We start from the raw sequence: 25,216 nt of genomic DNA, 5'->3' as shown, positions 1-25,216 counted from the left end.
GCCACCGCTTCCCTCTTTATGATATCATGTTGACTAATTCAAAAGAAATTGTTAGAGGTTAGGTTTCTTGTCACTCGTTAGGTGGTAATGTATACTATTAATGGGAATGCAATATGATGTGGATTCCTCTATATAAAGGATGATTGAACTAGTGGAAACAAGAACAATGGAGTCATCAATAGCCAGTGCAGCTGGCAAACTATTACGTGATCATTTTGGTAAGGGTCCTGGATCTTTATTTGTTACGGTAGAGAAGCCCTTTATTACGATATATTTAAAGAATTTTCTCGCTCCGATGGAGAACGTCTTATTAGAGCAAAATAATGCACTAAAGGTTCAGGAAACAAGAGATCTATTAATGAGTAAAATAAAACCCGATTTACAAGTATTACTTTCAGCGGAGACGAATCACTCCGTAGGGACTATTCGCTATGATTGGAATTTAGAAAAAAGGACAGGGATTCTTTTTGCCGAATTACAAACCAATCCAAACGAATTTGAAACGGATCAGCTTGACTACAAAGCCAAAAAAGAAATACATGAGGAAATTGAACGATTTACGAAGAAGGCGCAAAAATCTCCTCGCAATATCAAATCATTTAAGCTAAATGATCGTACAATTATTTCAAAGCGAGAGGATATTCTTGTATGTATTGAAAATGAATTAATCAATACTGGGTTTGAAGAGCAATTAAGGCTGTCGAAACGGAAATTAGAGAAGCACTTAATTCAAACAACTTATCTTGAAACTGTTTTAGAACAAGCTATTGAAGATGTATTTGTAGATTGGGATTTTGATAGTGATACAGGTTATGTAATATTCATATTACATGCTCCAAATAAATAAGGTGGGAATGTCTAGACAATAGCGCTAAGACATAAGCCGAAAAGGATAATTATCCTTTTCGGCTTTTTTTATTGAATTGTAGCAACAGATAAGGAGTGGAGAGATACGATGTATAAAATAATAGCAATTGGAACAAACAATGTACGTGCTAAACTTGCCATCGATGAAGAAGAAATGATATTTGAAACGTATGAAGAAGCTGAACAATTTCTCCAAGAAACGGATAAAGCGAATATTTTACCTGATAATTATCAACTAGTAATTGAAGAGCAATAATTCGATCTTAAAAAAATCGCCCCCTATTAATTTATAAGGAGGCGATAGGTATGAAATGAAATTTAATCCTGCATCTGTGCTTTAGAACCTTTATCAGAATTACCCGATTTAAACCAGCCAATAACAGCGATAGCCACTAATACGACATAGAAAATGGTTTTCCATAGCGTAGAATGTGGAAAGTCATGTGGGATGAGAGCAATATCTTCATGCGCAAGTACGATTAAAGCAAGCTTAACACCAACCCAGCCGACAATAACAAACGCTGCAATTTCTAAACCTGGACGCTTGTTTAACAATCCGACAAAAATGTTTGCCGCAAAACGCATGATGATTAAACCTATCATTCCTCCAGCAAAAACAACGAAGAATTGCCCAGTATCCAGACTTCCAATTTCACCTAGACCTGTCGGCGGTAACGCCACTGCCAAGGCAACTGCAGCCAATATAGAGTCCACTGCAAAGGCAAGGTCTGCGAATTCAACTTTGAGAACAGTCATCCAAAAACTACTGCCCTTTGACTCTTGGGCTTTTTCTTCTAGTTCGTCTCCTTCATCCTTAGATGACTTAAACTTATCATATAAATTCTTAAACGCGATAAATAATAAGTAAATTGCTCCTAATGCTTGCACCTGCCAAACATCTACTAGAAACGAAATAATAAATAATGATCCAAATCGAAGTATAAAAGCTCCAGCTAATCCATAAAACAATGCTTTTTTTCGTTGTTCCTCCGGAAGGTGCTTAACCATGATGGCTAATACGAGCGCATTGTCTGCTGCCAATAATCCTTCAAGACCAATAAGAACGACTAATACCCAAAGGTATTCGATTAATAAATCGGCACCCATCTCGATTCTCTCCTTTCAACGTCACCAATAACGATGACTTCTGCTGCAGGTGTGATTACCCTACTATTACCTTTAGTAACTTAGTGAAAACAAAAAAGTTCCTACCAATAGGTAAGAACCAATAAAAAAGACCCTTACCTTATATTGGTAAAGGTCTCGCTAACAACGATCGTTGCCAATTCAGCCGGAGAATGTTCTCGTAATGACGACTAAAATTGTACAGCTACTCCCCTTTAAACAGGAATATTTCATTACTTCTTATTAAACCGTTAAAAGCAATAAATGTCAAATGAATCAATTGCCATCATTCACAGTTTCATCGCTTGGTAGATAAGTTCAACTGCTCATCCATTTCTTTCTGTAAAGCTGTCAGCTTATCTTTACTATCTTGTACATTTTTACCGCAAACCCCATAATAGCATTTGATTTTCGGTTCTGTACCAGATGGACGTAAGCAAACCCAGCTATCCTGTTCTAAAATGAATTTCATCATGTTTTCATTTGGCAGTTCGATTTCTTCTACTTTTTCTTTTTCATCTACGATTATACGTTCTCCAGTCAAATAATCTTCTATTTTTTCTACTTGAAAATCAGCGATAGACTCCATAGGATGTTGACGAATCGAATCCATAATGGCAGAAATTTGTTCCGATCCTTCTTTCCCTTTAAATGTCAGGGAAGTCATCCCTTCTAGATAAAAACCATGCTTCTCATACAGACCATGGAGCACATCCAGTAACGTCTTATCTTGCTTTTTCCAATAATATGCCATTTCACATGCCATCATTGCTGCTTGTACTGCATCTTTGTCTCGAGCGAAACTACTAATTAAATAACCATAACTCTCTTCATAACCAAATACAAACGATTCCCCAGTGGCATCAAATTCGTGTATTTTTTCACCGATATACTTAAAACCTGTTAATGTATTAATTGTCTTAATGCCATAACTATCTGCGATTGCTCTTCCTAGTTCAGATGTGACTACTGTTTTTAACATTCTTCCACTTTTTAAGAGTGCCTTATCGCTATGGGATAAAATATAATCTAATAGTAATGCTCCAAGTTGGTTTCCAGTTAATACTTGGTAATCACCTGTATGTTTCTTCACAGCGACACCTAATCGATCAGCATCTGGATCTGTTGCTAATAAGATTTCTGCATCTATGGTTTTCCCTAACTCCATTGCCATACTAAACGCCTGATGTTCCTCGGGATTTGGTGATGTTACCGTGGAAAATTCTGGATCTGGCAGAGCCTGTTCCCCTACAATATGAACATTGTTGAAATTCAGCTGTTTTAATCCACTTGTAACCAACTCATAAGCGGTTCCATGTAATGGTGTAAAGACGAATGGCATCTGCTTTGCCTCAGCTATCTCATCTGAGTGTAATTTAGAGATTTGTACAAGACGCTCTAAATAAGCATTGTCAATTTCGTCTTTAACCCAATTTAGCAGCTCTTTTTCCTCCAATTGGTCCTGCTCTAAATAAGGTACCAATAACTCATCCTGCGTTTCCCCAATATAGGATATTATCTTAGAGGCTTGATCTGGTGTAATTTGTCCACCATCCTCATTATATACTTTAAATCCGTTATATTCCGGTGGATTATGACTAGCAGTAATCATTACCCCAGATACAGCACCTAAATAACGAACTGCAAATGATAATAGCGGAGTAGGTCGTAAAGATGTGAATACGTAAGCAGTAATTCCATAGGCACCGAGCACTTTCGCTGTTTCTAAAGCAAACTCTCTTGACATATGTCTAGAATCATAGGAAATAACCACTCCTCGATCTTTCACATTGACCGTATGCTCTAATAAGTAGTTTGCTAGACCGTTGACAGCTTTTCGAATCGTATATACGTTCATACGGTTTATCCCAGCCCCTATTACACCACGCATTCCACCTGTACCAAAAGATAATTCTTTATAGAAAGCATCTTCCAATGCTGTTTGATCTCCTTCCAACTGATCCAATTCTTCTTTCAGACTTGGTTCAAGTTGTTGAAATGAATTCCACTTCTCATAAACACGTTCCCAACTGGTCATTACTTTGTCCTCCAACTAGTTTAATCTATACGAATTTTAGCATATTTTGTTGAATTATTCTATGTTTCCACAAACTTCGTTTACACCCTCCTAAAAACGGTTATCATGAAATCATAGAGAAGCTTCATTAAGTACTGCGATGTATATTAATTAATCATGAAGGATTTACTTTCTATTATTCTTGGAACAAGGTAAAATAAAGCATATATGAATTGGGAAAGTTGGGATACGATTGGTAAATAAACGATGGTTTCAATTTTTAGTGTTTTTTATATTAGTATTTTCTTTAATCTTGCTTATTTCCGTGACGGATTTTATCTTTAGCCCTTTTGTTAAAATTATTGGTGCAGTTGCTGTTCCAATAATTGGTGCCGGTATTCTGTACTACCTAACGAAGCCGATTATGTACTTTCTTGAACGATTGAAAATAAATCGAATCCTATCCATTGTTCTTGTATTTCTTTTGTTAATCCTTATTGGTTTCTTTGTATATATGTACATCGCACCAATTGCACAGCAGCAATTTAGAAATTTAATTGACAATATACCAACAATGGTTAATTGGGCACAAGACATGATTTCATTATGGCAGTCTAATCAAACTGCGATACCAAAAGAAATAGACAAGGCGATTAACGACTTCACCAATAATTTGCAATCTCATATTGATAGCACGTTAAACTATCTCTTCGGATTCATTGGGCAACTAATTGGTTTTATTACAGCACTTGTACTTGTTCCATTCTTTTTATTTTTTATGTTAAAGGACGGAGAAAAACTAGTACCATTTATTACGCAAATCTTCTCTCAGAAAAAGGCAGCAAACATTCGGTCACTGCTTTCTAAAATAGATAGTACGTTAACTTCTTTTATTCAAGGTCAATTAATCGTTAGTTTTGCAGTAGGTGTGCTTCTTTTTATTGGTTATTTAATTATCGATCTCAAATATGCCCTTACATTGGCTTTATTCGCTATGGTGATGAATGTCATTCCATTTGCTGGTCCATTTATTGCTGTTATTCCAGCCTTGATTGTGGGAGCATTCCAGGATCCTATGAATCTTATCTGGGTTTCTATTGTTATGATTGTTGCCCAGCAAATTGAGAGTAATTTAATTTCTCCAAATGTGATGGGGCATGCTTTGGATTTGCATCCATTAACTGTTATTACCGTAATTCTTGCTGCAGGCAGTATCGCCGGATTCCTAGGTATATTATTCGCCGTACCGTTTTATTCGGTCGTCAAAACCATTATTATACATTTCTACCAAACCTATGTAGATTCTAAGAAAAATAGAGAAGATGCATTGATTTGATTAGGGATAATCCTAACGTAAACAGTAACCGATAGCATAAAAATCCATTTTTTACATCGTAATCTGAAATAGATTAGAATGCTTTCAACTAATTCGACTAAGCGAAATCCGCTTAGTCGAATTAGTCTATGGACTTGAGTAGTTTTTGTAGAACCCCTGCCTATGGTAATTAACGAGGCCAGCTAAGAAACGATAAAAAAACGGAATCCTAGCTGTATATAATATTTGCATAATCGGTTCATCGTTCGGATATTTTTTTATATGTTCCTGTTGCTTATACCTCATCCTGTTTCACATTCATAAACGATAGCTGAGCCAATTTCCTTATAACCGATCCTCTTGTAGATGCGATTGGATGTTGGATTACGCTTATCTGTAAATAGACAACAGAACTGAAAGCCTTGATCGAGGAACTTATAGCTAAGTGCGGTGACAATACTCGTTGCGAAACCGTTTCGTTTAAACTCGTCTGGTGTGTAGACAGCATTTATTGTCGCACCATGTTTGGTTTGCCTTGATTTATTCGCCATGGATACTTTTTGATTATCGACTTGCCAAAAGTATGCAGATTGATTGCGAATGAACTCTGTCGCTAATGTCTTGGCTCGGGATTGGGTGATTTTCTCATTTGCTTCTTTTCCAAAGGCAACCAACCAATGATAAAGCAGTGTATAATCATCTTCTTTTGCCAGAATAAGCTGTCCACTTGTTGGAAGTGGTAGTTGCACTTGATCCAATTGATAAATTAATTCTTTCATATGGATGACAACTCTATCGCCTGTTCGTTTTTCCCATTCCTTTGCAAACGCTGTAGCATACTTATCAGGTCCCAATACTCCTGGTACATCCAAATTACGCTTATCCAATTCACCAACAATTAAATGAATAACATCTAAGTCGATCGATGCTACAGCTGGTAATATCCAATTATGTGGCGGTGTACGTAAATATGCATAGATTGCTTCACCGTCTTCTTCCACCCAACCCAGCTGGCATTCCGTTCGATAAGTCTTCAAACGATGTAAAATACCAAGCATTAAATTATTGCATGCTTCCTGCTTTAACAATAATCTTTGTGTTTTTTGGATAAATAATTCTATTGAAGCAGTCATTACATTCTTCATCTAATCACCCCTATCATTCTTTTAATTATTCGATATAAATCAAGGTTTTCCCTGTTTTATAAGTAGAAAATTCGCTACACTGGAATTAGAGGTGATATGCGATGTCAAAAAAACAATTACAAGCCAAGCTAGATGAACTAAAATCCGATTATGTCCGGATTCAAGGAGATCTAGATAAGCTAGAATACGTACGTGGAAGAGTATCGTCGGCAGAAGAACAACTCATTCGTTTAGAAAAGGAAATTGCTGAAGTGAATAGACAGCTTCGTGAATGGAATGATTGAATGATATAAATAGGAATATAAGAGTGAAGCAATGTTGCTTCACTCTCAGCTTGTAGAGAATTTTTCTACAGGCTTTATTTCTGCCACCAGGAGCAAAGCCTGCGCTCAGTGATCTTGGCTCACTCATTCTTCCCCAGGAGTGGAATGGGTCTTCTCTCCTCGGAAGGTGAAGGGCATTTTCTTCATGTTCTGGCAGACAGCTGTTACCAACATTTGTTCCTTGCTTTCTTTTTACTCAAGCGCATCAATGGTTACCATTTTTCGACCTTTAAATCATAAAACAACAGTCGAGAATAACAATTGAGTAGATTGAATTTCGGAAAAATGTCAAAAAACAAGACTGTCGAGAACTTCTCGACAGTCTTAAGAATGTGAAATGTTGCTTCACTCAACTTTCATGTTGGTGCCATTATTACGTTGGTTATCTAATTTTGCTTTAATTTTTGCCTTCTCCTTATTTGGTGGGGTAAGACTTACAATGGTATCGCCAACAGCTGGAACTGTACGCATTTCTTCAGAATAAAATTTCAGTTGGCCAGAAGGCTTAATCAAATAAAGAAATACGGTAGATTCATCTTTATCTGCCATATACTGTTTATAATTGTATTGTGATGTTAATGTCGTTTGTCTGAATACATAATGATTATCTAATTTATCCATTAAATCTTCCAACGTAAACTTCTTATCAAATAGTATCCTTCCACCCACTTTTGAAACGACATCTGTCGTATCTCCGCTCATGTGATCAATTGGACTAATTTTAAAGACATTTGTTCTGCCATACTCAGGCATAAACGTTGTACATACTAAGGAATTAAAAGCGTGATTTTCTGTTATAGTTAACAAATATTCATACGGAATCGTATCTAAATTATACTCCGTTTGTTCTGATAAAATATTCCCATGATAGAAATTAATGCCTGCTTCACGTACAGGTCGTAGCCTTTCCCAAGATGAATCCACAATAATAACCGGGAAGTTTGCCTTTGACAATGATTTTGCTAATTCGATCGTAAAGCGATTGGCACCGTTTATCAATGCGCCTGGTTTTCCTTCCATCGACAAATGTAATTTCTTCGAGAGCCAACCAATTGAAAAACCATGTGCCACAACCGTAAAAATCACAAGTCCGAATGTTAAAGTGGTTAATATCTGCGCATCTTCAAATCCTTGTTCGGTTAGCACCGAAGCAAAATAACCAGATACTGTTAACGCCACAATTCCTCTTGGTGCTATCCAACCAACAAGGGCTTTTTCATTAAAGGTTAGACTTGTACCAATCGTTGATAGGAAAATGGATAACGGACGAACGACAAACATCATTAATAATACATAACCAATAATATTGGGACTAAAGATGTGAAGTAAGGTTTCTAATTGTAAAGATGCGGTTAACATGATGAAAATGGTTGATATGAGTAAGATGGAAATATTTTCTTTAAAATGGCGCATGTCGGAAATAGAACTAATTCCCATATTGGCTAAAGTAATACCCATTGCAGTTACTGAAAGCAGTCCTGTTTCATGCATGATTTCATCTGCACCAGTGAAGCAAAGAATAACCACAATAACGACGGCAGGAGATTTCAAAAACTCAGGAATATGTCCTGTTTCAAACATCCAGCCAATTCCTTTACCACATGCCCAACCAAAAACAGCGGCAAAGAAGGAAGCTGCAAAGAAGAGCATTAATTTTGCCCCATCCGGTTCAGTTGCTGTCAAAAACGTAATAATTTCAAAGGCAAAGACAGCTAGCAGTGCACCTATCGGATCAACAATAATACCTTCCCACTTTAAGATTTTTGCAGGCCTTGGTTTCAATTTTGATTGTCGCAATAAAGGCATAATAACAGTAGGACCAGTAACAATAAATAATCCACCGATCACAAAAGCAACGGTCCAAGACAAGCCTGCAATATAGTGTGCAGTTAGAGATCCTAAGATCCAAGCGATAAAAGCCCCTACGGTTGATATTCGAAAGATCGGCTTACCTAGACCACGTAATTCTTTAAAACTTAGATTAAGACTCCCTTCAAATAAAATGATAGCTACTGCTACCGATATAATCGGGCTATATAAACTGCCAAAGTCTTCCTCCGGATTAATTAATCCTAAAATTGGTCCTGCTAGTAAACCAGTAATGGACATGACCACAATCGCTGGCATGCGATAACGCCACGCAATCCATTGTGAACCAATTCCCAAAAGACCGATTAGCATGATTTCAAATAATAAAGACGGAACCATGTCGTACCCCCCTATTTCAATATACATATGAGAAATAAATCTAACATATTTTTTCTTTCTAATCACTTTTTTTATACTACGTATTACAAGCGGGATAGAAAGTGTAACATACACATAGCCACAGGGCGCGGCAATATGTTTCGTCTAATATACGTTTTCGTGAGATAAAAACATTTTAAATGTGTATCGTAAGAATGTAAACAATTTTAATTTATTCCTTCGTGAAGTAATATTATTGAAAACATTTCCATTTTTATAACTTGTCATTGACATTTTAAAGAACAACCTGTTAATATTATGTCTGCTTTGCTGTATTTTCAGAAAACAAACTGAAAAATTACGTCAGTTATTGTCAGACTATATTGAAAATGGAGTTTATACAACTCCCTCTATTTATTTTCAATAATAGAAGGGATTCCTATATGATGAGTAAAGATATGTTTATCATTGGATTTATGTTATTTGCTTTATTTTTTGGAGCAGGAAATTTAATATACCCTCCTGTACTCGGAGCTGAGGCAGGCACTTCGTTTGTTGCTGCAATGACAGGGTTTATTATAACTGGAATTGGATTACCGATTATAGCGGTTACTGCTATTTCGTATGTAAAGAATGATGCAAGAGAATTAGGTAACCATGTACATCCACTATTTGGACTCTTATTTACTTGCCTTGTTTACCTTGCTATTGGACCATTTTTTGGTATTCCTAGGGCAGCTACCGTTGGATATGAAATGAGCGTAAAACCATTCCTTACGGATACCTCTACACAAGGGTTATGGCTATTTACTACCATTTTCTTTTTAGCTACTTTTCTTGTAAGTTTAAACCCTTCAAAATTAGTAGATCGAATTGGACAATATTTAACACCCATTCTTTTTCTAGCTATAACTATATTAGTAATTGGAGGATTCGCCTTCTTCGATCAACCATTAGCGAATCCGACAGGCGGCTACCAAGATACCCCATTTTTCACTGGTTTTATTGAGGGATATTTAACAATGGATGCTATTGCAGCACTAGCCTTCGGTATTATAGTGGTAAATACGTTTAAGGAAAAAGGCATTACCTCAAGAAATGCGGTTATCCTGTCCACATTAAAAGCTGGATTAGTTGCTGGTATTGGATTAATCGCTGTTTATGCCTCCATCGGTTGGCTGGGCGCAAAATTCACCGAAGGAGAAGCATATACCAATGGTGGCGAGATTCTAGCCCAAGCTGCATCAACCTTGTTTGGCACAACAGGAACATTATTACTGGGCGTCATTGTTACGTTGGCTTGTTTTACAACTTCAGTTGGGTTAGTTGTAGCTACTGCTCAATTTTTTTCAAAAATCATTCCATTGGCTTATCCATGGATCGCTAGTATAATCACATTAATCAGTTACCTAATAGCCAATCAAGGACTAGATTCGATTATTCGCTTTTCCGTTCCTGTATTAATTTTCCTTTACCCAATAGCTATTGTTCTCATTTTATTGACCTTTATACACCCTTTGTTCAAAGGTAGAAAAGCCGTATATAGAGGAGCAATCATTTTTACATCTATATTCAGTTTAAATGATGGATTAAATGAACTAAGTGTATCGCTCCCGTATATCTCAAACTATATAACCCTTCTACCTTTATTCGATCATGGTTTAGGCTGGGTACTTCCAGCCTGTGTTGGTGGGTGCATTGGTTATTTGGTATCTATTACTTTCTCGCGTTCCTATTCGTAATTCCCATTATCCATTTAAAAATAAAGCTGTGTAACATAGACCATTAAACGAACGAGCCTTATTTTCTAAAACTTTTTTCTATGTTTATATGTTAGGATTAAAAATGGAAGAGGAGGATATACGAATGGGAATACGCGAAGAAGAATTATTACAGACATACTTTGGTTATGAAACCTTCCGTCCAGGCCAGGCAGAAGCAATCGATGCGATCATAAAAGGACAAAATATTCTTGCCGTTATGCCCACAGGTGGCGGGAAATCATTATGCTACCAAATCCCTGGGTTGGCTTTAGAAGGAACAGCAATCATAGTATCCCCACTTATATCACTTATGAAAGATCAAGTTGATGCCCTGCAGTCACTTGGGATTGTAGCAACTTATATAAATAGCTCATTATCCACAATGGAGCAACAAGATAGACTACGAGATATTGGTAAAGGTCGGTATACCTTTGTATATGTAGCACCGGAAAGATTTGAATCAACTATGTTTATGCGTGCTCTCAAGGGAATGAACATATCATTAATTGCATTTGACGAGGCCCATTGTATTTCTCAATGGGGACATGATTTTAGACCAAGCTATCGTTCCATTATTCCATATTTAAGACAATTAAATGATTTACCAACCGTTATGGCTTTAACTGCGACGGCTACGGAAGAGGTCATTGAAGATATTCAGCAACAACTACATATTCATCATGTTGTTAATACAGGGTTCAAACGGGAGAATTTATCGTTTCATGTCATTAAAGGGAAAAATAAATCCACTTATATCCAGTCTTTCTTGAAGGAAAGGAAGCATGAATCCGGAATTATATATACAGCGACGCGCAAACAGGCTGATGCTCTCCATGATCAACTAGAGAAGCGTGGTTACCAAGTTGGTAAATACCATGCTGGACTATCAGAGCAGGAACGGAAAGCTACACAGGCAGCATTTATCCACGATGAAAAATCACTAATGATTGCTACAAACGCATTTGGAATGGGAATTGATAAATCTAATGTACGCTTTGTGATTCATTATGCGATGCCAATGAATATTGAATCTTATTATCAGGAAGCTGGCAGGGCAGGAAGAGATGGTGAACCTAGTGATTGTATCTTATTGTTTTCACCACAGGATATACAACTCCAAAAGTTTTTAATTGAACAGTCTATGATGGATGATGTTACCAAGCAGGGAGAATACCGCAAGTTACAAGCAATGATTAATTACTGCCATACACATAGTTGTTTAACGACGTTCATCTTAAATTATTTTGAAGATATAAACCAACAAGAGATATGCGGCCGTTGCAGCAATTGTATGGAACGTCAAGAAAAGGTGGACATTACAGAAGAAGCCCAAAAAATCTTATCCTGTATAAAACGTATGGGAGAACGATTTGGTGTAGGGATGACGGCCAAAGTATTGAAAGGATCAAAGGACAAAAAAATTAGAGAAATGCAACTTACCAGCTTATCCACATATGGGATTCTTTCCGCTTATACAGAAAAAGAGTTAACGGAATACATTCATTTCTTAATTGCTGAACAAATCATTGCAACAGAGGAAGGAAAATATCCGATTTTAAAATTAAATCATCAATCGGTAGAAGTATTAAAAGGGAAAAAAACCGTTTGGATGTATACGGCGCCGATTCCCAACACAGAACCGACAGATTTCCAGGAAGACTTGTTTGCAGAACTACGTGAGTTACGTAAACAAATGGCAGATGAAAAAGATGTACCTCCCTATATATTATTTTCGGATGCAACGTTAAAAGAATTAAGCAGATACTTTCCAGTAACGAAAGAAGAAATGCTTGAAATTAAGGGTATCGGAGGAAAAAAATACGATCAATATGGAGAACCTTTTCTTACTTTAATTCAAAACTGGAGACATCGTCATCCCGATACGAAACAAGTAATTCGAATCAGTGATGGCCCAAAACCAAAGAAGCGGCAGGAGACCGACGATCAACCAAGTCACCTAGTTAGTTATCAGATGTTCCAAAATGGGAAGTCCTTAAAAGATATTGCTGTAATTCGCGATGTTTCTCAACAAACGGTAGAAGCGCATCTTTTCAAAGCTTTTAAAGATGGATACCCCATCTCATGGGAGATATTTTTTAACGAAGATGATGAAAGAACCGTTCTTGCAGCTCGCGCAACACTTGACGAAGTGAAATTGAAGCCATTAAAAGAAACGCTTCCAGATACCTATGACTATACGAAAATAAAAGCGGTACTCACAAAACATGGATATATGTAACAAGACCGAGTCAGAAGTAGCTTATTCTATAATAAACCGAACGGGTTCGAATGAACCTGTTCGGTTTATTTGTTTACCTATTTCAGTTGTGTCCCGGCCCTTTTTCACTGTGATTTACAAGGACGCGTATTACTTGTAACTATGTTATTATTCCCCTTTTACATTTAGTGCCCAGGTACCATTTCGAAATACTGCTTCTGTTGTGCCATCCGAGAACACACCATCGATATCCAGCTTTTCAGACCCAATCATAAAATCAACATGGCTTAAGCTATCATTTACTCCATGCTTATCCAATTGATCTTCATCCATCGCGGCTCCACCTTCTAAATTTGTAGGATAGGCTTTGCCAAGTGCAATATGGCAAGAAGCATTTTCATCAAATAATGTATTATAAAAAATCAATCCGGATTGAGACACTGGAGATTCATGTGGAACTAGTGCTACCTCCCCCAGTCGTTTCGAGCCTTCATCCGTCTTAAGTAATTGTTCTAATGTCCCTTCCCCTTGCTCCGCTTTATAATCCACTACTTTTCCGTCTTTAAACGTTAAAGAGAAATTATCAATCAGACTGCCTCCATAGTTAAGTGGTTTTGTGCTTGATACCGTGCCATTCACCCCATACTTATGTGGTAAGGAAAATACCTCTTCTGTTGGCATATTGGGATTGAAAGTAGTACCTCCTTCCGTTTTAGCTGACCCCCCTTTCCAAATATGTCCTTCTGGAAGCTCCATTTCCAACGCTGTTCCTGGTGCTTTAAAAATTAATTTTTTATAGTTTTTCCTATTCAATATCTCTCGAGCAGTTCGTAATGTATCATTATGCGCTTCCCATGCTGTAATCGGGTCCTCTTGATCCACGCGGACAATCTTCACAATTGCATCCCATAGGCTTTCAATAGCGTCTTCACGAGATTTCTCAGGAAAAACCTTTTGTGCCCAATCACCAGTTGGAATGGAGATAATTGACCATGCAATAATATCGTTCATGGTATATTTTCGGAAATTCTTCATTGCTTCGGCAGATGCTTTATTCGCTTTGGCCACTTTCGATGGATCAATATCCTTTAGTAAATCTGGATTCGTAGAACGAATATTTAACACAGCTGCACCATCTTCTGCAAATTCATCATGTAGTTGTACCTTCCAATCTGGGTAACTAGCGATTACCTCATCTGGAGCATATTCGTACTTCAATAAGGTTAATTCGTCATCAACCCAATTTATATGTACATTCTTTGCTCCTAACTCATATGCCTTACGCGCCACCTTTCGTGTGAAATCAGCACCTTCAATTGGCGCATTAATCATTAAAGCCTGTCCTTTTTGTAAATTTACACCTGTACGTAAAGCTAACGCTGCATACTTCTCTTGTACTCCTTGACTAACCATAGATTAACCTCCACATTAAATGTTTTCGTATATCTTATTATTTCATAAATTCAATTAAATTACCAAATAAAGTTGGACTATACAGTGCTCCTACATAATCCTACCAATGATTGGCATTTACACTTGTTAATCGCCAAAATTATGGTAATGATTGGATAGTTGAATACTCCCTACCCCTTACCTATTTACGCCATATCAAGAATATGTTATTCTAATAATAGGTTACTTTTCGTAATAACTGTTATTGTATGTAACGATAAATATAATCCTACCAACTGAGGTGATGATCATGGAGAACCTTTGTCCTCGCTTCGAAAAAGCTATGGGTCTTCTCAGCACTCGCTGGGTAGGACTTATTCTATTTGAATTATTAAAAGGTACAAAACGTTTCTCTGAAATGGAAGCAGATTTGCCTATCAGCGGGCGGTTGCTCTCTGATCGACTAAAAATGTTAGAAAAAGAAGGAATTGTAACACGTGATATTTATTCTGAATTTCCCGTACGAATTGAATACTCCCTTTCTGAAAAAGGGAAAGCATTAGAACCAGTTATTAAAGAAATTCAGTGTTGGGCAGATCATCATGTGACACTAGAGGAAACGCAACAAGATAATGCTTAATATGTTCACTATCTATAAACAAAAGACCAAATCGTCATAGCGATTTGGTCTTTTGTTTGGTTTATTCTTTGTCTGTTGTTTGCTCTCTTCCCCAGAATTCAATTCCATTCTGATTATCAAGTGTATCACGATAAAAGATTGGATCCTTTCCCTGTTTTCGTTGATATCGATAATCCTGCAACACTTTATTAGCAATCTTAAACAGCCTTGTAATAGCGTAAAGGTTAATAAGCGCCATGATTGCCATGGTCAAGTCTGCCAATGCCCAAACAAAATCAAAGGAGGCAACAGCTCCAAAGAATACCATAGCTAAGGCTGCTAAACGATAAATAAACAATCCTGTTTTACTATCACGAATATATGAAATATTATTTTCCCCATAATAGTAATTGCCTAAAATAGAGCTGTATGCAAATAGGAGGATAGCTATTGCAATAAATCCACTTGCCCAATCTCCAATATGGAAGGCAAATGCATCTTGCGTTAGCTGGATGCCATCTGCTTCACTTCCTTCGTAACCACCAGCAGTAATTAGAATAAATGCGGTTGCACTACAAATTAATAACGTATCAAAAAATACTCCTAAAGCCTGGATAAAGCCCTGCTTTGCTGGATGAGAAACTTCAGCAGTTGCCGCTGCATTGGGAGCACTACCCATCCCTGCTTCATTGGAGAATAAGCCACGCTTAATCCCCATCATAATGGCTGCACCAAACCCTCCACCAGCTACTTCACGAATACCAAAAGCATTTGCGAAGATAATTGAAAACATATCTGGAATCGCCGTAAAATTCGTAATTAAAATGAATAATGATATAACAATATACAATATCGCCATAATTGGAACAATAACTTGGGTAACATTTGCAATACTCCGTAATCCACCAAAAATTACAATCGCTGTGAGAATAAATAAGATAATACCAATTATGTTTTGATTTAAATCAAATTGACCTTCAAATGCAAGACTAATTGTGTTTGATTGTACCGAATTAAACACAAGACCATATGTAAATGTAATGGTAATCGCGAATAAAACAGCGAGCCAACGACTATTCAACCCTTTTTCCATATAATAGGCTGGACCACCACGATATTGTTTATTATCCGGTACTTTGTATACTTGCGCCAAGGTGCTTTCAACAAATGCTGATGCAGAACCAAGTAATGCGATCAACCACATCCAAAATACTGCCCCTGGCCCACCAGCAGCAACTGCTGTAGCTACACCAGCCATATTCCCTGTACCTACTCGTGAAGCAGCACTAATTGCAAAAGCTTGGAACGATGAGGTCCCTTTTTTACCTGAAGCACTAATCGTTCGTTTATCAAATAGTACACGGAACATCTCCGGTATGTTTCTGAATTGAACAAACCCTGTCCTAATTGTAAACCAAAGTCCTAATCCAATTAATACAATAATTAATACATACGTCCATAACACATCGTTGACGGAACCAACGATACCCTCTATAATCCCCATATTACTTCCTCCTTATCTTTCATCATGTTGGTTTCAGGATGTACATTTACTGGAAAAGCATAACTATTTCAGTAAATCAGATTATCCTCTGTTCCAAGGATAATCTGTTCCGAAGATATGGGCAAATTCCTTTGATTGCTCTCGACGCTGTTTTCGCTGCTCCGCCCGATCTGCAGCTAAATGATGCAGTTTTTTCTCATGTTCCGATTCTGGGATAACCCCAGGCACAGGAGTAGGCTTTCCATTCTCATCAATTGCTACAAAGGTTAAAAAGGCTGTAGTACAAACGCTTCGTTCACCAGTCAGTAAATCCTCTGTCACCGCTTTAACAAATACTTCCATCGATGTATGATGCGTCCATGTAACAAACGCCTCCACACAAATGGAATGACCTTCTTTTACTGGAGCAAGAAAATCAACAGAATCAGTAGAAGCAGTTACTACCGGCTTCCTCGCATGTCTAGATGCGGAAATCGCTGCCACATCATCGATGTGAGCCATTAATTTCCCACCAAATAATGTCCCGAAGGAATTGGTATCTGGAGGCAGTACATGCGATGTTTTGACAGCTAATGAATTAGAACAGGCTTTTTTTTCCATCTTATCCTTCCTTTCTATGTTGCATATTATAATACCGGGGAGATCAACCTTGAAATCGACTCTTTAAATCGTATTCCCAAGGAACGTTGCTGATATAACTTTTTGGTCATCTGCGTTGAATGCTGGATATCATCTTCATATTCTGCGACTAATCGTTGAGTTAGATCCTTATCATATAAAAATGCATTAATCTCAAAGTTTAACCGGAAACTACGGACATCAATATTAGCAGTTCCTACGGAAGCGATTTTCCCATCTACGATAATGGTCTTCGCATGAAGGAAACCATTTTGGTAGATATAAACCTCTGCGCCAGCATCCAACAAATCGCCAATATAGGATAGTGTTGCCCAGTAAACAAATGGATGATCCGGTTTGTTTGGTATCATGATCTTGACATCAACTCCCGATAAAGCTGCAATCCGCAAAACATCACGCAGACTCTCATCAGGTATAAAATACGGTGTTTGAATATATATATAATCTTTTGCAGACATGATCATTTTTATATATCCATTTTTAATTTGCTCCCAATCAGAGTCGGGACCACTGGTGACAATTTGAACCCCCACATCACCATGTGGCAATGCATTATAATAACGGTCCTCATATAAAATATCATTCCTAGAAGCTTGATTCCAGTCCAGAATAAATCTGGTTTGCATATGTAGCACAGCATCTCCATAAATCCGTAAATGCGTATCACGCCAGTTTCCAAATTTTTTATTTTGACCAAGATATTCATCACCAATGTTAAATCCACCAATATAACCTACTTTACCATCAATAATCGCTATTTTTCGATGGTTTCGGTAATTTATTTTAAAATTTATTTTGGGAATCTTTGGCGGAAAGAATGCTTCCACTTGAACACCGGACCTACGTAGCCGTTTAATATACTTACGCTTTAATGAACGTGACCCCATATCATCATATAAAACCCTTACTTCAAGACCCTCATTTGCTTTTTTAATCAAGATATCCGCAATGCGATCACCTAAATGATCACTACGGATAATATAGTAGAGCAAGTGGATATGATCCTTTGCTTTCTCTAAATCTTGAATAAGTGATTCGAATTTCTCTTTCCCATCTGTAAATATCTTCACACTGTTATCTTGCGTAAAAATGGCATCGTCATTACGTAAATGGAGATAAAACAAATCCTCATATTCGGCAATCTCTCGGTGCTTATATTCAAAATTACCTTCTTCGATTGCTCGTAACTGCGATTGTACAGCCGTCTTAACTCCTAGTCTGCTTTTAGTATCCCATGTGAAAATCCGCCGCTTACTGATCGGTTTTCCAAAAATCAAATATAAAAAGAACCCAGCAATCGGAATAAATAATAACACCATTAACCAAGCCCAGGTAGAACTTGCGTCTTTACGCTCCAAGAAGATAATAGATACACCTAAAGCAATATTAAATAAAAATATAAATCCTATAAAATATGACCATAATTCCAATGGTAAAATAACCTCCCTTACTCAAACGAGAGCGCCATCAACCTTTTTAGGAATAAACTAAAAAGGTTCAAAAATGAAATAGCACATGAATGAAATAATTATATATTATTTTCTCTTCCAACAATAATATAGCACAGAAAGATATTCCTCGTTAGTTTGAATGTTTATGCAATCGTTTCCTTTACTATTTTCTATTATAATAAATTATTGTACTGAATAATCCCCTTTTTATGTAAAATGAAAACATATAAAAACACGTCTATACCAATCTATTGTTGGAACAGACGTGATTATTCCTAATTACTTATAAGTTATCCAGCGCTTTCTGCAAGTCATCCCAAATGTCTATCCAAGATTCTAACCCAACAGATAATCGTACAAGTTGATCCGTAATTCCCATTTTCAGCCGTTCTTCTACGGGAATAACTGCATGTGTCATTGTAGCAGGATGTTGAATTAATGACTCCGCATCCCCTAGACTTACCGCAAGTTTTATAAAAGAAAGCTCATTTAAAAACCGCTGCACATCCTGCTTATCTCCATCAATTTCAAAAGATATTACACCGCCGCCCCGTTCCATTTGCTGTTGGTATATGGAATAATCTGGATGGTCGAAATGGTTTGGATAATAAACGCTAACAACTTTTGGATGCCTCCTTAACTGATCAACAATTCTTTCTGCATTATCGGCATGACGATCAAGTCGTATTGGCAACGTTTTTAATCCTCTTAATAATAACCAGGCATCAAAAGGAGAAAGCACTCCCCCAATATCTTTTTGTGTAGACATGGCAACACTATCTAAGAATTCCTTGCTGCCAACTACTAATCCACCAATAACATCGCCATGACCTCCAATATATTTTGTGGCACTATGGATAACAACATCACAGCCCAATTCCAGCGGTCGTTGGATATATGGGGAGCAAAACGTGTTATCGACAACCACGGGAATATTATATGCCTTAGCAACTTTTACAACTGTACGTAAGTTAATTAACTTCATCGTTGGATTAATTGGCGTCTCAATATAAATACAACTTGTCTCTGGCTTTATTTGAGCTTTGATTGCTAGTTCATTCTCCATTTGTGAAAAATCATGTTGAATATTGTATTTCTCCTTAAGCATGCTTAATAAACCATACGTACATCCATAGAGACCGGAAGAACATAAGATATGATCATTCGCTTTGGTTAAAGCAATTAAAACCGAAGATACTGCGGCCATTCCAGAAGCGAATGCCAGCCCTCGCTCGCCATTTTCTAATGCAGCGATACGTTCCTCTAATAATTGGACTGTTGGATTTGCAATTCGGGAATAGATAAATCCCTCTTCATCTCCAGCAAAACGTCGTTCACCTTGTTCCGCAGTGTCAAATGTAAACGTAGATGTTTGAAATAGAGGTGCTGTTAAGCTTCCTAACATATCCTTTGAGTCATACCCACCGTGAATTACCTTTGTCTCTAATTGCTTATCTGTGCTTTTCATCGTCATCCCCCTATCTAATTCTTGTAAACTGTTTACCTACTATCCATCATATTCGAAGGACAACATGAATGAAAGCGTTTTCTAGAAAGTTCTGTAAGAAGATATTATTTCTCCCAAAATTTAGAACCCTTGGTAACGATAAATTGGTAGAGCCAATAACTAAAATTCATTTGCAAATCTTTGGTATCCGATTCAATACTAGAATCCCACCAAAGCAGGTAGTGATCATCCTTCGTTTTTTTAACATCAATAAGTAAATATTCGCCATTCCAGTCGCCAATCGGATAGCAATTCTCAGGAAACAATCCTGCCCTTTTCGTTTTACTAACGTTAATTAAACGATATAATTCAAATTGCCCTCCATACCATGGTTCAAACAGGGTCGCCCCATTATGTAAAGATAAGAAATAGAGGTAATCTGACGGTAATGTTATTTCCTCAAACTGCTCCACTTGATTTATTTCTTCTTTCGAAATTGGTTCATTGAATTGAAAATGCATTTTAACTGGTTGGCCATTTGAATTCGGAACGAGTAATATATTATCCTTTAACGCTTGCTTTAAATTAGAAATGGTTCGATATATTAGGCCCTCATTCATTTCAAACCCTCCTTTTTAGACAACTTGGATTCTGGGTTAAAAAGACCATTTATGTAGATTAACATAAATGGTCTTTTTCTTTTTGTCTAATAATTTGTCCACCAAGGCGTCACATTTTGTGAATGAAACTCCCTTTTCAGTGGAATTAAGTTATTAAAATAATTTGATCCTCCATATTCTCTCGGAATGATGTGATGTATATCATAATCTTTCCAAGCGAAGTCAGGGTCTTTTTTTGTAGGGTCACCATATCTATCAATATATTCTGCAATGTATTCTCCTCTTAATTCATTGTTCCATGGTACGCGATCTTCCGGAGGAACCTGACTCATCGTCGTCGTATCCGGTGTAAACATTACCTTATCAGAATATGGATCAGCGTATAATAATTGGGTAGTAAAGTCGCCGCCATGGCATTGACCAGGCACGTTTACTTCCCTAGGATCGAAATACCTGCATGGATATTCAAATGCTTTTTTATTCGCTAAAATAGGACCCACTGTTTCTGTTACGCTGTCTTGATCAGTTAAAAACTCCACATTTAAGTTCGTTTCTATTTCATAAAACTTTGTTTTTTCAACAGGCGTGAACGCAAATTCATATTCATATTCGTCAAACATTTCAAGGTAGTTCCAGTCTGCCTCCACATTGGCAAAATCCTCTGTGAAAGAACCTGTTTTATTATTCGAAGTATTAACATCTATATCCCCTTCGATACTCAAAGGACCAATTGGCCCATCCGTATCTGTTAACATTAAAAATGTTTGTACATGACCTTGTCCTGGGTAACTGTTATTTTGGCGCTCTGGAGGGATGAATACGATACCATGCGCGATAGTTGCTCCTTCTAAACGAATTCGTTGATTCGTTATCGGCTTCTCTTCATGAAGAGTAACAGATTTCTTATCCCTATCAACCTGAATATAGTCCTGATCAATATGAACAGTCATTCCATTAATTTCGACTTTTCCTTCTTTTCCTTCTGCAGTTACATCTTTTATTGCTTCTGTTACTTTTCCATTCAATTCGTTAGATGGTTTGACAACCTCTTCAGCGGCTAATACATTTTCAATATGCAAAGGAGTAAGCAACAGTACAAATGCGAAAATCGAAATAGACAATTTTCGTTTCATTTTTTACCTCCTACAATATTGTTTGCCGGCATATATTTATCTTATCACTTGAATTTTCAGAAATAAATAGGAAATTTGTAATTTTTTGTTATTTTGTAACAGATAAATGCTCCTATGGTAGTGAGAATGAAGTAATAGATATTTCCAACTATTGCTACAGTAAAAATCTTCGCGAGAGCATTGTTATTGCTTTTTTCCATAAGTAATTCTAAACTTGCTTACTATATAGATAACATTCTTGGAAAGAAGGGAACATATGAATACAAAACAGGATAAGTCTGGGATGATTTATACTGCTGGAGCCTACATCCTCTGGGGGTTCTTGCCGATTTACTGGAAACTCTTGGACGATGTATCTCCAGGAGAAACGTTGGCTCATCGCATTCTATGGTCATTTATTTTTATGTTTTTAATCGTTTTATTTATGAGACGATGGCCGGACTTTATTCATGAGTGGAAACAATTGCTACACAATAAAAAGAAATTATTCGGAATATCTTTAGCGACTATTGTTATTAGCATTAATTGGCTTACATTTATTTGGGCTGTAAATAGCAATCATGTTGTTCAAGCTAGCTTAGGATATTATATTAATCCGCTTATTAGTATTTTACTTGGTATTATTGTGTTAAAGGAATCTTTCAGTTCACGTCAGGTTCTCTCTATTATACTAGCAGCTATAGGAGTCATTTATTTAACATTTAGCTATGGAGTATTCCCTTGGGTATCATTGTTACTTGCAGTTAGTTTTGGACTCTATGGGTTGCTCAAAAAAAAGGTGGATATTGGTCCCATGATTGGGTTAACGATAGAAACAATGCTTATCGTACCAATTGCTGTTTTATATTTGGTGTTACTTCCGAATAACACTTTTCAATTTGTTTCATTCCTTTCAACTACGAATCTATTATTAATGGGTGCAGGAATTATGACTGCTGTACCTTTATTACTTTTTGCTAATGGTGCGAAACGAATATCCCTAGCAATGGTTGGCTTTTTGCAGTATATTGCACCAACGCTTATGTTATTTTTAGGTGTATTTTTATATAATGAAACATTTACTTCCGCACATCTGATTGCTTTCTTATTTATCTGGATTGCTTTAATCAACTTTATGTTGGCTAGTTATCAACGACCGATTAGAAGAAATGCGAAAATCTAAGATAGAAATTTCTCAAAACGAGTTGACAAGTAGAAGCGAATGCTTATATAATATTCAGTAATTTACTAATAAAACATCTCTTATCAAGAGTGGTGGAGGGAATAGGCCCTGTGAAGCCCGGCAACCTGGAAGTGATTCAAAAGATTACTCTTTCGGTGCTAAATCCTACAGATCAAATCTGTGATCTGGAAGATAAGAGGAGGAACGGATAAACCCAAGCCCTCTTCTTAAGAAGAGGGCTTTTTCATTCTTCCTCTTCCTCCAGACCCAAATTTCAAGGAGGATTATTACATGGTAAAATTTAATCAACAAAATCCAGAAACAATATTATTGCATGGCGGGCAGGTGCCTGACCCTAGCACTGGTTCTAGAGCAGTACCAATCTATCAAACAACTTCTTATGTGTTCCGAGATACCGAACATGCGCAAAACCTGTTTGGTTTAACAGAACCTGGTAACATCTATACACGAATAGGAAACCCCACTGTAGATGCATTCGAACAGCGAATTGCAGCACTTGAAGATGGTGTCGCAGCTGTAGCCACTGCTTCCGGGATGGCAGCCATTACCTTTGCAATACTTAATGTTGCTAGTGCAGGTGACGAAATTGTAGCAGATAGTAATCTTTATGGAGGGACCTATAACTTATTTGCAAATACGCTTCCTCGATATGGCATAACCGTAAAATTTGTTGATGGCACAAATAAATCTGAAGTTGAAGCTGCCATTACAGAAAGGACAAAGGCTGTATTTGGAGAAATCATTACCAATCCAAGCTTACAGGTGTTTGATATAGAAGAAGTGGCCGGAATTGCACATGCAAATGATATTCCATTAATCATTGATAATACGTTTGCACCATATATTGCTAAACCCTTAGCTTGGGGTGCAGATATTGTAGTTCACTCTGCAACGAAGTGGATTGGAGGTCACGGAACCGCAATTGGTGGTGTAGTTGTTGATGGCGGGAGGTTTAATTGGAATAACTCAAAATTCCCTGGTTTCATCGAACCAGATGAAAGCTACAATGGACTTAAGTTTGTTGATGTTGGTCCCGCTGCATTCGCAACCAAGTTAAGAGTGCAATTACTACGCGATATAGGGGCGTGCATTAGTCCGCAGAACGCATTTTTATTGCTACAAGGATTAGAAACATTACATTTGCGGATTAGTCAGCACAATAAGAATGCGAAAGAGATTGCAGCTTTTTTAGAAGACCACCCTTCCATTGAATGGGTAAATTATCCGGGATTAGAAAAACACCCTTCCTATAGATTGACGAAAAAATATTTTAGCGAGGGAGCCGGATCAATTATTACCTTTGGTATCAAAGGTGGGCGGGAAGCTGGAAGAAAACTGATTGATTCCATTGAATTGTGGTCTCATGTAGCTAATGTAGGGGATGCAAAATCATTAATAATCCACCCTGCATCAACTACCCATCAACAGTTAACTGCTGAAGAATTAAAGGATAGTGGTGTCACAGAAGAGACGATCCGATTATCCATTGGTTTAGAGTCGATTCATGATTTACTCGCTACTTTAGATCAGGCAATCGCCACAGCCACTGGTCAAGAAGCAAGCCTTGTCACTAAGGAGGCAGATGCAATAAATTGGTTATTATCTTCCCCGTTTGAACGAACAGATGGTGACATACGCAAAAAGACAATTGCGGTGTATGGATTGGAGCAAGCTAATCAAGAGAAGTTAAATCAAATAAAACAGTTACAATCGCTTGGTTTTGAATTAATTGGGATTGGCTCATCTCATTCATTAGAATTTTCTACTTATACTGACTTAACCAAAGCACCCGACATAGATGCTGTTTGGTTTTTGACCAGTGATCTTCCATCTGATGTGCTAGAACAATTTATCAATAAACAAGGGAAAATTCTGTGGATTGAACACCCAAGTAAAAAGGATGAAATATTAGAATACGCAATTGCTGCCGGAATTGCAGTCGTCACGAATAAAAACCCATTCAATGAACTAGAAGCAATTCGAAATCCGAACAGTCAATCAGAGGCCATTCAAGTATGATCAAATGAAATCCCAAAAGCATGGAAGCACAGGAACTTAACAATTCGATTTCAATTTAAGAAATCAGGTTTACTTTTCTATTGATTTGGAAAAATTATAAATAACCTTCCCTTACCGATCGCCTTATACCAGAAGGCGATCTTTATTTTTTGTGATACAGAAAACAGGGAATCAAGAAATATATTTGTTAGGATCATCTTCCTTTTTCATAGATCAAGTTATGATCTACATATATATAGGAAATACTTT

20 protein-coding genes and 1 riboswitch are annotated in these 25,216 nt (G+C 37.1%); of the genes, 9 read left to right on the top strand and 11 right to left on the bottom strand.

What is annotated here, in order from left to right:
- Positions 1-151: 151 nt before the first annotated feature.
- Positions 152-847: a Na-translocating system protein MpsC family protein gene (locus tag BN990_RS02440; protein WP_038242125.1), complete on the top strand. Its 696-nt coding sequence runs from the start codon at positions 152-154 to the stop codon at positions 845-847.
- A gap of 108 nt (positions 848-955) precedes the next feature.
- Complete coding sequence (locus BN990_RS22450) at positions 956-1,123, top strand: hypothetical protein (RefSeq protein WP_021289890.1); 168 nt, start codon at positions 956-958, stop codon at positions 1,121-1,123.
- Positions 1,124-1,185: 62 nt separating this feature from the next.
- Here BN990_RS22450 and BN990_RS02435 read toward each other — a convergent pair whose 3' ends face one another.
- Entirely contained in the window at positions 1,186-1,974 is a 789-nt protein-coding gene (locus tag BN990_RS02435) for a TerC family protein (protein ID WP_021289891.1), read from the bottom strand.
- Positions 1,975-2,290: 316 nt separating this feature from the next.
- Positions 2,291-4,030 carry a phospho-sugar mutase gene (locus BN990_RS02430; RefSeq protein WP_021289892.1) on the bottom strand — a complete coding sequence of 580 codons (1,740 nt, stop codon included), beginning with the start codon at positions 4,028-4,030 and terminating at the stop codon, positions 2,291-2,293.
- Between the two features lie 232 nt (positions 4,031-4,262).
- Between BN990_RS02430 and BN990_RS02425 the strand changes: the two genes are divergently transcribed.
- Entirely contained in the window at positions 4,263-5,345 is a 1,083-nt protein-coding gene (locus BN990_RS02425) for an AI-2E family transporter (protein ID WP_038242121.1), read from the top strand.
- A 281-nt stretch (positions 5,346-5,626) separates the two neighbouring features.
- Here the strand turns inward: BN990_RS02425 and BN990_RS02420 are convergent, their stop codons facing one another.
- Positions 5,627-6,469, bottom strand: coding sequence for a GNAT family N-acetyltransferase (locus BN990_RS02420; protein WP_038242118.1), 843 nt, complete (start codon positions 6,467-6,469; stop codon positions 5,627-5,629).
- Positions 6,470-6,570: 101 nt separating this feature from the next.
- On the opposite strand from BN990_RS02420, the gene BN990_RS02415 reads away from it, so the two are divergent.
- Complete coding sequence (locus BN990_RS02415; protein ID WP_021289896.1) at positions 6,571-6,753, top strand: SE1832 family protein; 183 nt, start codon at positions 6,571-6,573, stop codon at positions 6,751-6,753.
- A gap of 384 nt (positions 6,754-7,137) precedes the next feature.
- Here the strand turns inward: BN990_RS02415 and BN990_RS02410 are convergent, their stop codons facing one another.
- Positions 7,138-9,000, bottom strand: coding sequence for a cation:proton antiporter (locus tag BN990_RS02410; RefSeq protein ID WP_038242116.1), 1,863 nt, complete (start codon positions 8,998-9,000; stop codon positions 7,138-7,140).
- A 422-nt stretch (positions 9,001-9,422) separates the two neighbouring features.
- Between BN990_RS02410 and brnQ the strand changes: the two genes are divergently transcribed.
- Positions 9,423-10,721: a branched-chain amino acid transport system II carrier protein gene (gene brnQ / locus BN990_RS02405; protein ID WP_021289898.1), complete on the top strand. Its 1,299-nt coding sequence runs from the start codon at positions 9,423-9,425 to the stop codon at positions 10,719-10,721.
- Between the two features lie 124 nt (positions 10,722-10,845).
- Complete coding sequence (recQ, locus tag BN990_RS02400) at positions 10,846-12,981, top strand: DNA helicase RecQ (RefSeq protein ID WP_038242113.1); 2,136 nt, start codon at positions 10,846-10,848, stop codon at positions 12,979-12,981.
- A 147-nt stretch (positions 12,982-13,128) separates the two neighbouring features.
- Here recQ and BN990_RS02395 read toward each other — a convergent pair whose 3' ends face one another.
- Positions 13,129-14,373, bottom strand: coding sequence for an aminopeptidase (locus BN990_RS02395; protein ID WP_021289900.1), 1,245 nt, complete (start codon positions 14,371-14,373; stop codon positions 13,129-13,131).
- A 289-nt stretch (positions 14,374-14,662) separates the two neighbouring features.
- On the opposite strand from BN990_RS02395, the gene BN990_RS02390 reads away from it, so the two are divergent.
- Positions 14,663-14,992 (top strand): winged helix-turn-helix transcriptional regulator, encoded by a 330-nt coding sequence (locus tag BN990_RS02390; protein WP_021289901.1) that lies wholly within the window; start codon positions 14,663-14,665, stop codon positions 14,990-14,992.
- Positions 14,993-15,053: 61 nt separating this feature from the next.
- On the opposite strand, the gene BN990_RS02385 is transcribed toward BN990_RS02390, so the two are convergent.
- From BN990_RS02385 to BN990_RS02360, 6 genes are all read right to left on the bottom strand, one after another.
- Positions 15,054-16,475: an alanine/glycine:cation symporter family protein gene (locus BN990_RS02385; RefSeq protein ID WP_021289902.1), complete on the bottom strand. Its 1,422-nt coding sequence runs from the start codon at positions 16,473-16,475 to the stop codon at positions 15,054-15,056.
- 81 nt (positions 16,476-16,556) lie between these two features.
- Positions 16,557-17,075, bottom strand: a complete 519-nt coding sequence (locus BN990_RS02380; RefSeq protein WP_021289903.1) for an acyl-CoA thioesterase — start codon at positions 17,073-17,075, stop codon at positions 16,557-16,559.
- Positions 17,076-17,101: 26 nt separating this feature from the next.
- The gene (gene cls / locus BN990_RS02375) at positions 17,102-18,544 is read right to left on the bottom strand and encodes a cardiolipin synthase (protein ID WP_021289904.1); all 1,443 of its coding nucleotides are present in this window, start codon (positions 18,542-18,544) and stop codon (positions 17,102-17,104) included.
- A gap of 304 nt (positions 18,545-18,848) precedes the next feature.
- Positions 18,849-20,033: a methionine gamma-lyase gene (gene megL, locus BN990_RS02370; RefSeq protein ID WP_021289905.1), complete on the bottom strand. Its 1,185-nt coding sequence runs from the start codon at positions 20,031-20,033 to the stop codon at positions 18,849-18,851.
- 104 nt (positions 20,034-20,137) lie between these two features.
- Positions 20,138-20,632, bottom strand: coding sequence for an SMI1/KNR4 family protein (locus BN990_RS02365; protein ID WP_051738998.1), 495 nt, complete (start codon positions 20,630-20,632; stop codon positions 20,138-20,140).
- A gap of 86 nt (positions 20,633-20,718) precedes the next feature.
- Entirely contained in the window at positions 20,719-21,765 is a 1,047-nt protein-coding gene (locus BN990_RS02360) for an HNH endonuclease signature motif containing protein (RefSeq protein ID WP_038242110.1), read from the bottom strand.
- Positions 21,766-22,021: 256 nt separating this feature from the next.
- Here BN990_RS02360 and rarD point away from each other — a divergent pair, with 256 nt between their 5' ends.
- Both rarD and BN990_RS02350 read left to right on the top strand, forming a co-directional pair.
- Positions 22,022-22,927 (top strand): EamA family transporter RarD, encoded by a 906-nt coding sequence (gene rarD, locus BN990_RS02355; protein ID WP_021289908.1) that lies wholly within the window; start codon positions 22,022-22,024, stop codon positions 22,925-22,927.
- A gap of 77 nt (positions 22,928-23,004) precedes the next feature.
- A riboswitch (SAM riboswitch) is annotated at positions 23,005-23,126 on the top strand.
- A 92-nt stretch (positions 23,127-23,218) separates the two neighbouring features.
- Positions 23,219-24,967: a PLP-dependent aspartate aminotransferase family protein gene (locus BN990_RS02350; protein ID WP_038242107.1), complete on the top strand. Its 1,749-nt coding sequence runs from the start codon at positions 23,219-23,221 to the stop codon at positions 24,965-24,967.
- The last annotated feature ends 249 nt before the right edge of the window (positions 24,968-25,216 follow it).

It is taken from the genome of Virgibacillus salexigens (assembly GCF_000723585.1).
Lineage (GTDB): Bacteria > Bacillota > Bacilli > Bacillales > Amphibacillaceae > Virgibacillus > Virgibacillus salexigens.
This window is presented reverse-complemented; position numbering and strand designations above follow the sequence as displayed.

Bases quoted from the DNA above. Each gene is read 5' to 3' on its own strand.
- recQ (WP_038242113.1), top strand. From the start codon at position 10,846: ATGGGAATACGCGAAGAAGAATTATTACAGACATACTTTGGTTATGAA.
- BN990_RS02350 (WP_038242107.1), top strand. From the start codon at position 23,219: ATGGTAAAATTTAATCAACAAAATCCAGAAACAATATTATTGCATGGC.
- BN990_RS02365 (WP_051738998.1), bottom strand. From the start codon at position 20,632: ATGAATGAGGGCCTAATATATCGAACCATTTCTAATTTAAAGCAAGCG.
- BN990_RS02380 (WP_021289903.1), bottom strand. From the start codon at position 17,075: ATGGAAAAAAAAGCCTGTTCTAATTCATTAGCTGTCAAAACATCGCAT.
- BN990_RS02385 (WP_021289902.1), bottom strand. From the start codon at position 16,475: ATGGGGATTATAGAGGGTATCGTTGGTTCCGTCAACGATGTGTTATGG.
- BN990_RS02430 (WP_021289892.1), bottom strand. From the start codon at position 4,030: ATGACCAGTTGGGAACGTGTTTATGAGAAGTGGAATTCATTTCAACAA.
- BN990_RS22450 (WP_021289890.1), top strand. From the start codon at position 956: ATGTATAAAATAATAGCAATTGGAACAAACAATGTACGTGCTAAACTT.
- BN990_RS02360 (WP_038242110.1), bottom strand. From the start codon at position 21,765: ATGAAACGAAAATTGTCTATTTCGATTTTCGCATTTGTACTGTTGCTT.
- megL (WP_021289905.1), bottom strand. From the start codon at position 20,033: ATGAAAAGCACAGATAAGCAATTAGAGACAAAGGTAATTCACGGTGGG.
- rarD (WP_021289908.1), top strand. From the start codon at position 22,022: ATGAATACAAAACAGGATAAGTCTGGGATGATTTATACTGCTGGAGCC.
- BN990_RS02390 (WP_021289901.1), top strand. From the start codon at position 14,663: ATGGAGAACCTTTGTCCTCGCTTCGAAAAAGCTATGGGTCTTCTCAGC.
- brnQ (WP_021289898.1), top strand. From the start codon at position 9,423: ATGATGAGTAAAGATATGTTTATCATTGGATTTATGTTATTTGCTTTA.
- BN990_RS02420 (WP_038242118.1), bottom strand. From the start codon at position 6,469: ATGAAGAATGTAATGACTGCTTCAATAGAATTATTTATCCAAAAAACA.
- BN990_RS02415 (WP_021289896.1), top strand. From the start codon at position 6,571: ATGTCAAAAAAACAATTACAAGCCAAGCTAGATGAACTAAAATCCGAT.
- BN990_RS02395 (WP_021289900.1), bottom strand. From the start codon at position 14,373: ATGGTTAGTCAAGGAGTACAAGAGAAGTATGCAGCGTTAGCTTTACGT.
- BN990_RS02435 (WP_021289891.1), bottom strand. From the start codon at position 1,974: ATGGGTGCCGATTTATTAATCGAATACCTTTGGGTATTAGTCGTTCTT.
- BN990_RS02410 (WP_038242116.1), bottom strand. From the start codon at position 9,000: ATGGTTCCGTCTTTATTATTTGAAATCATGCTAATCGGTCTTTTGGGA.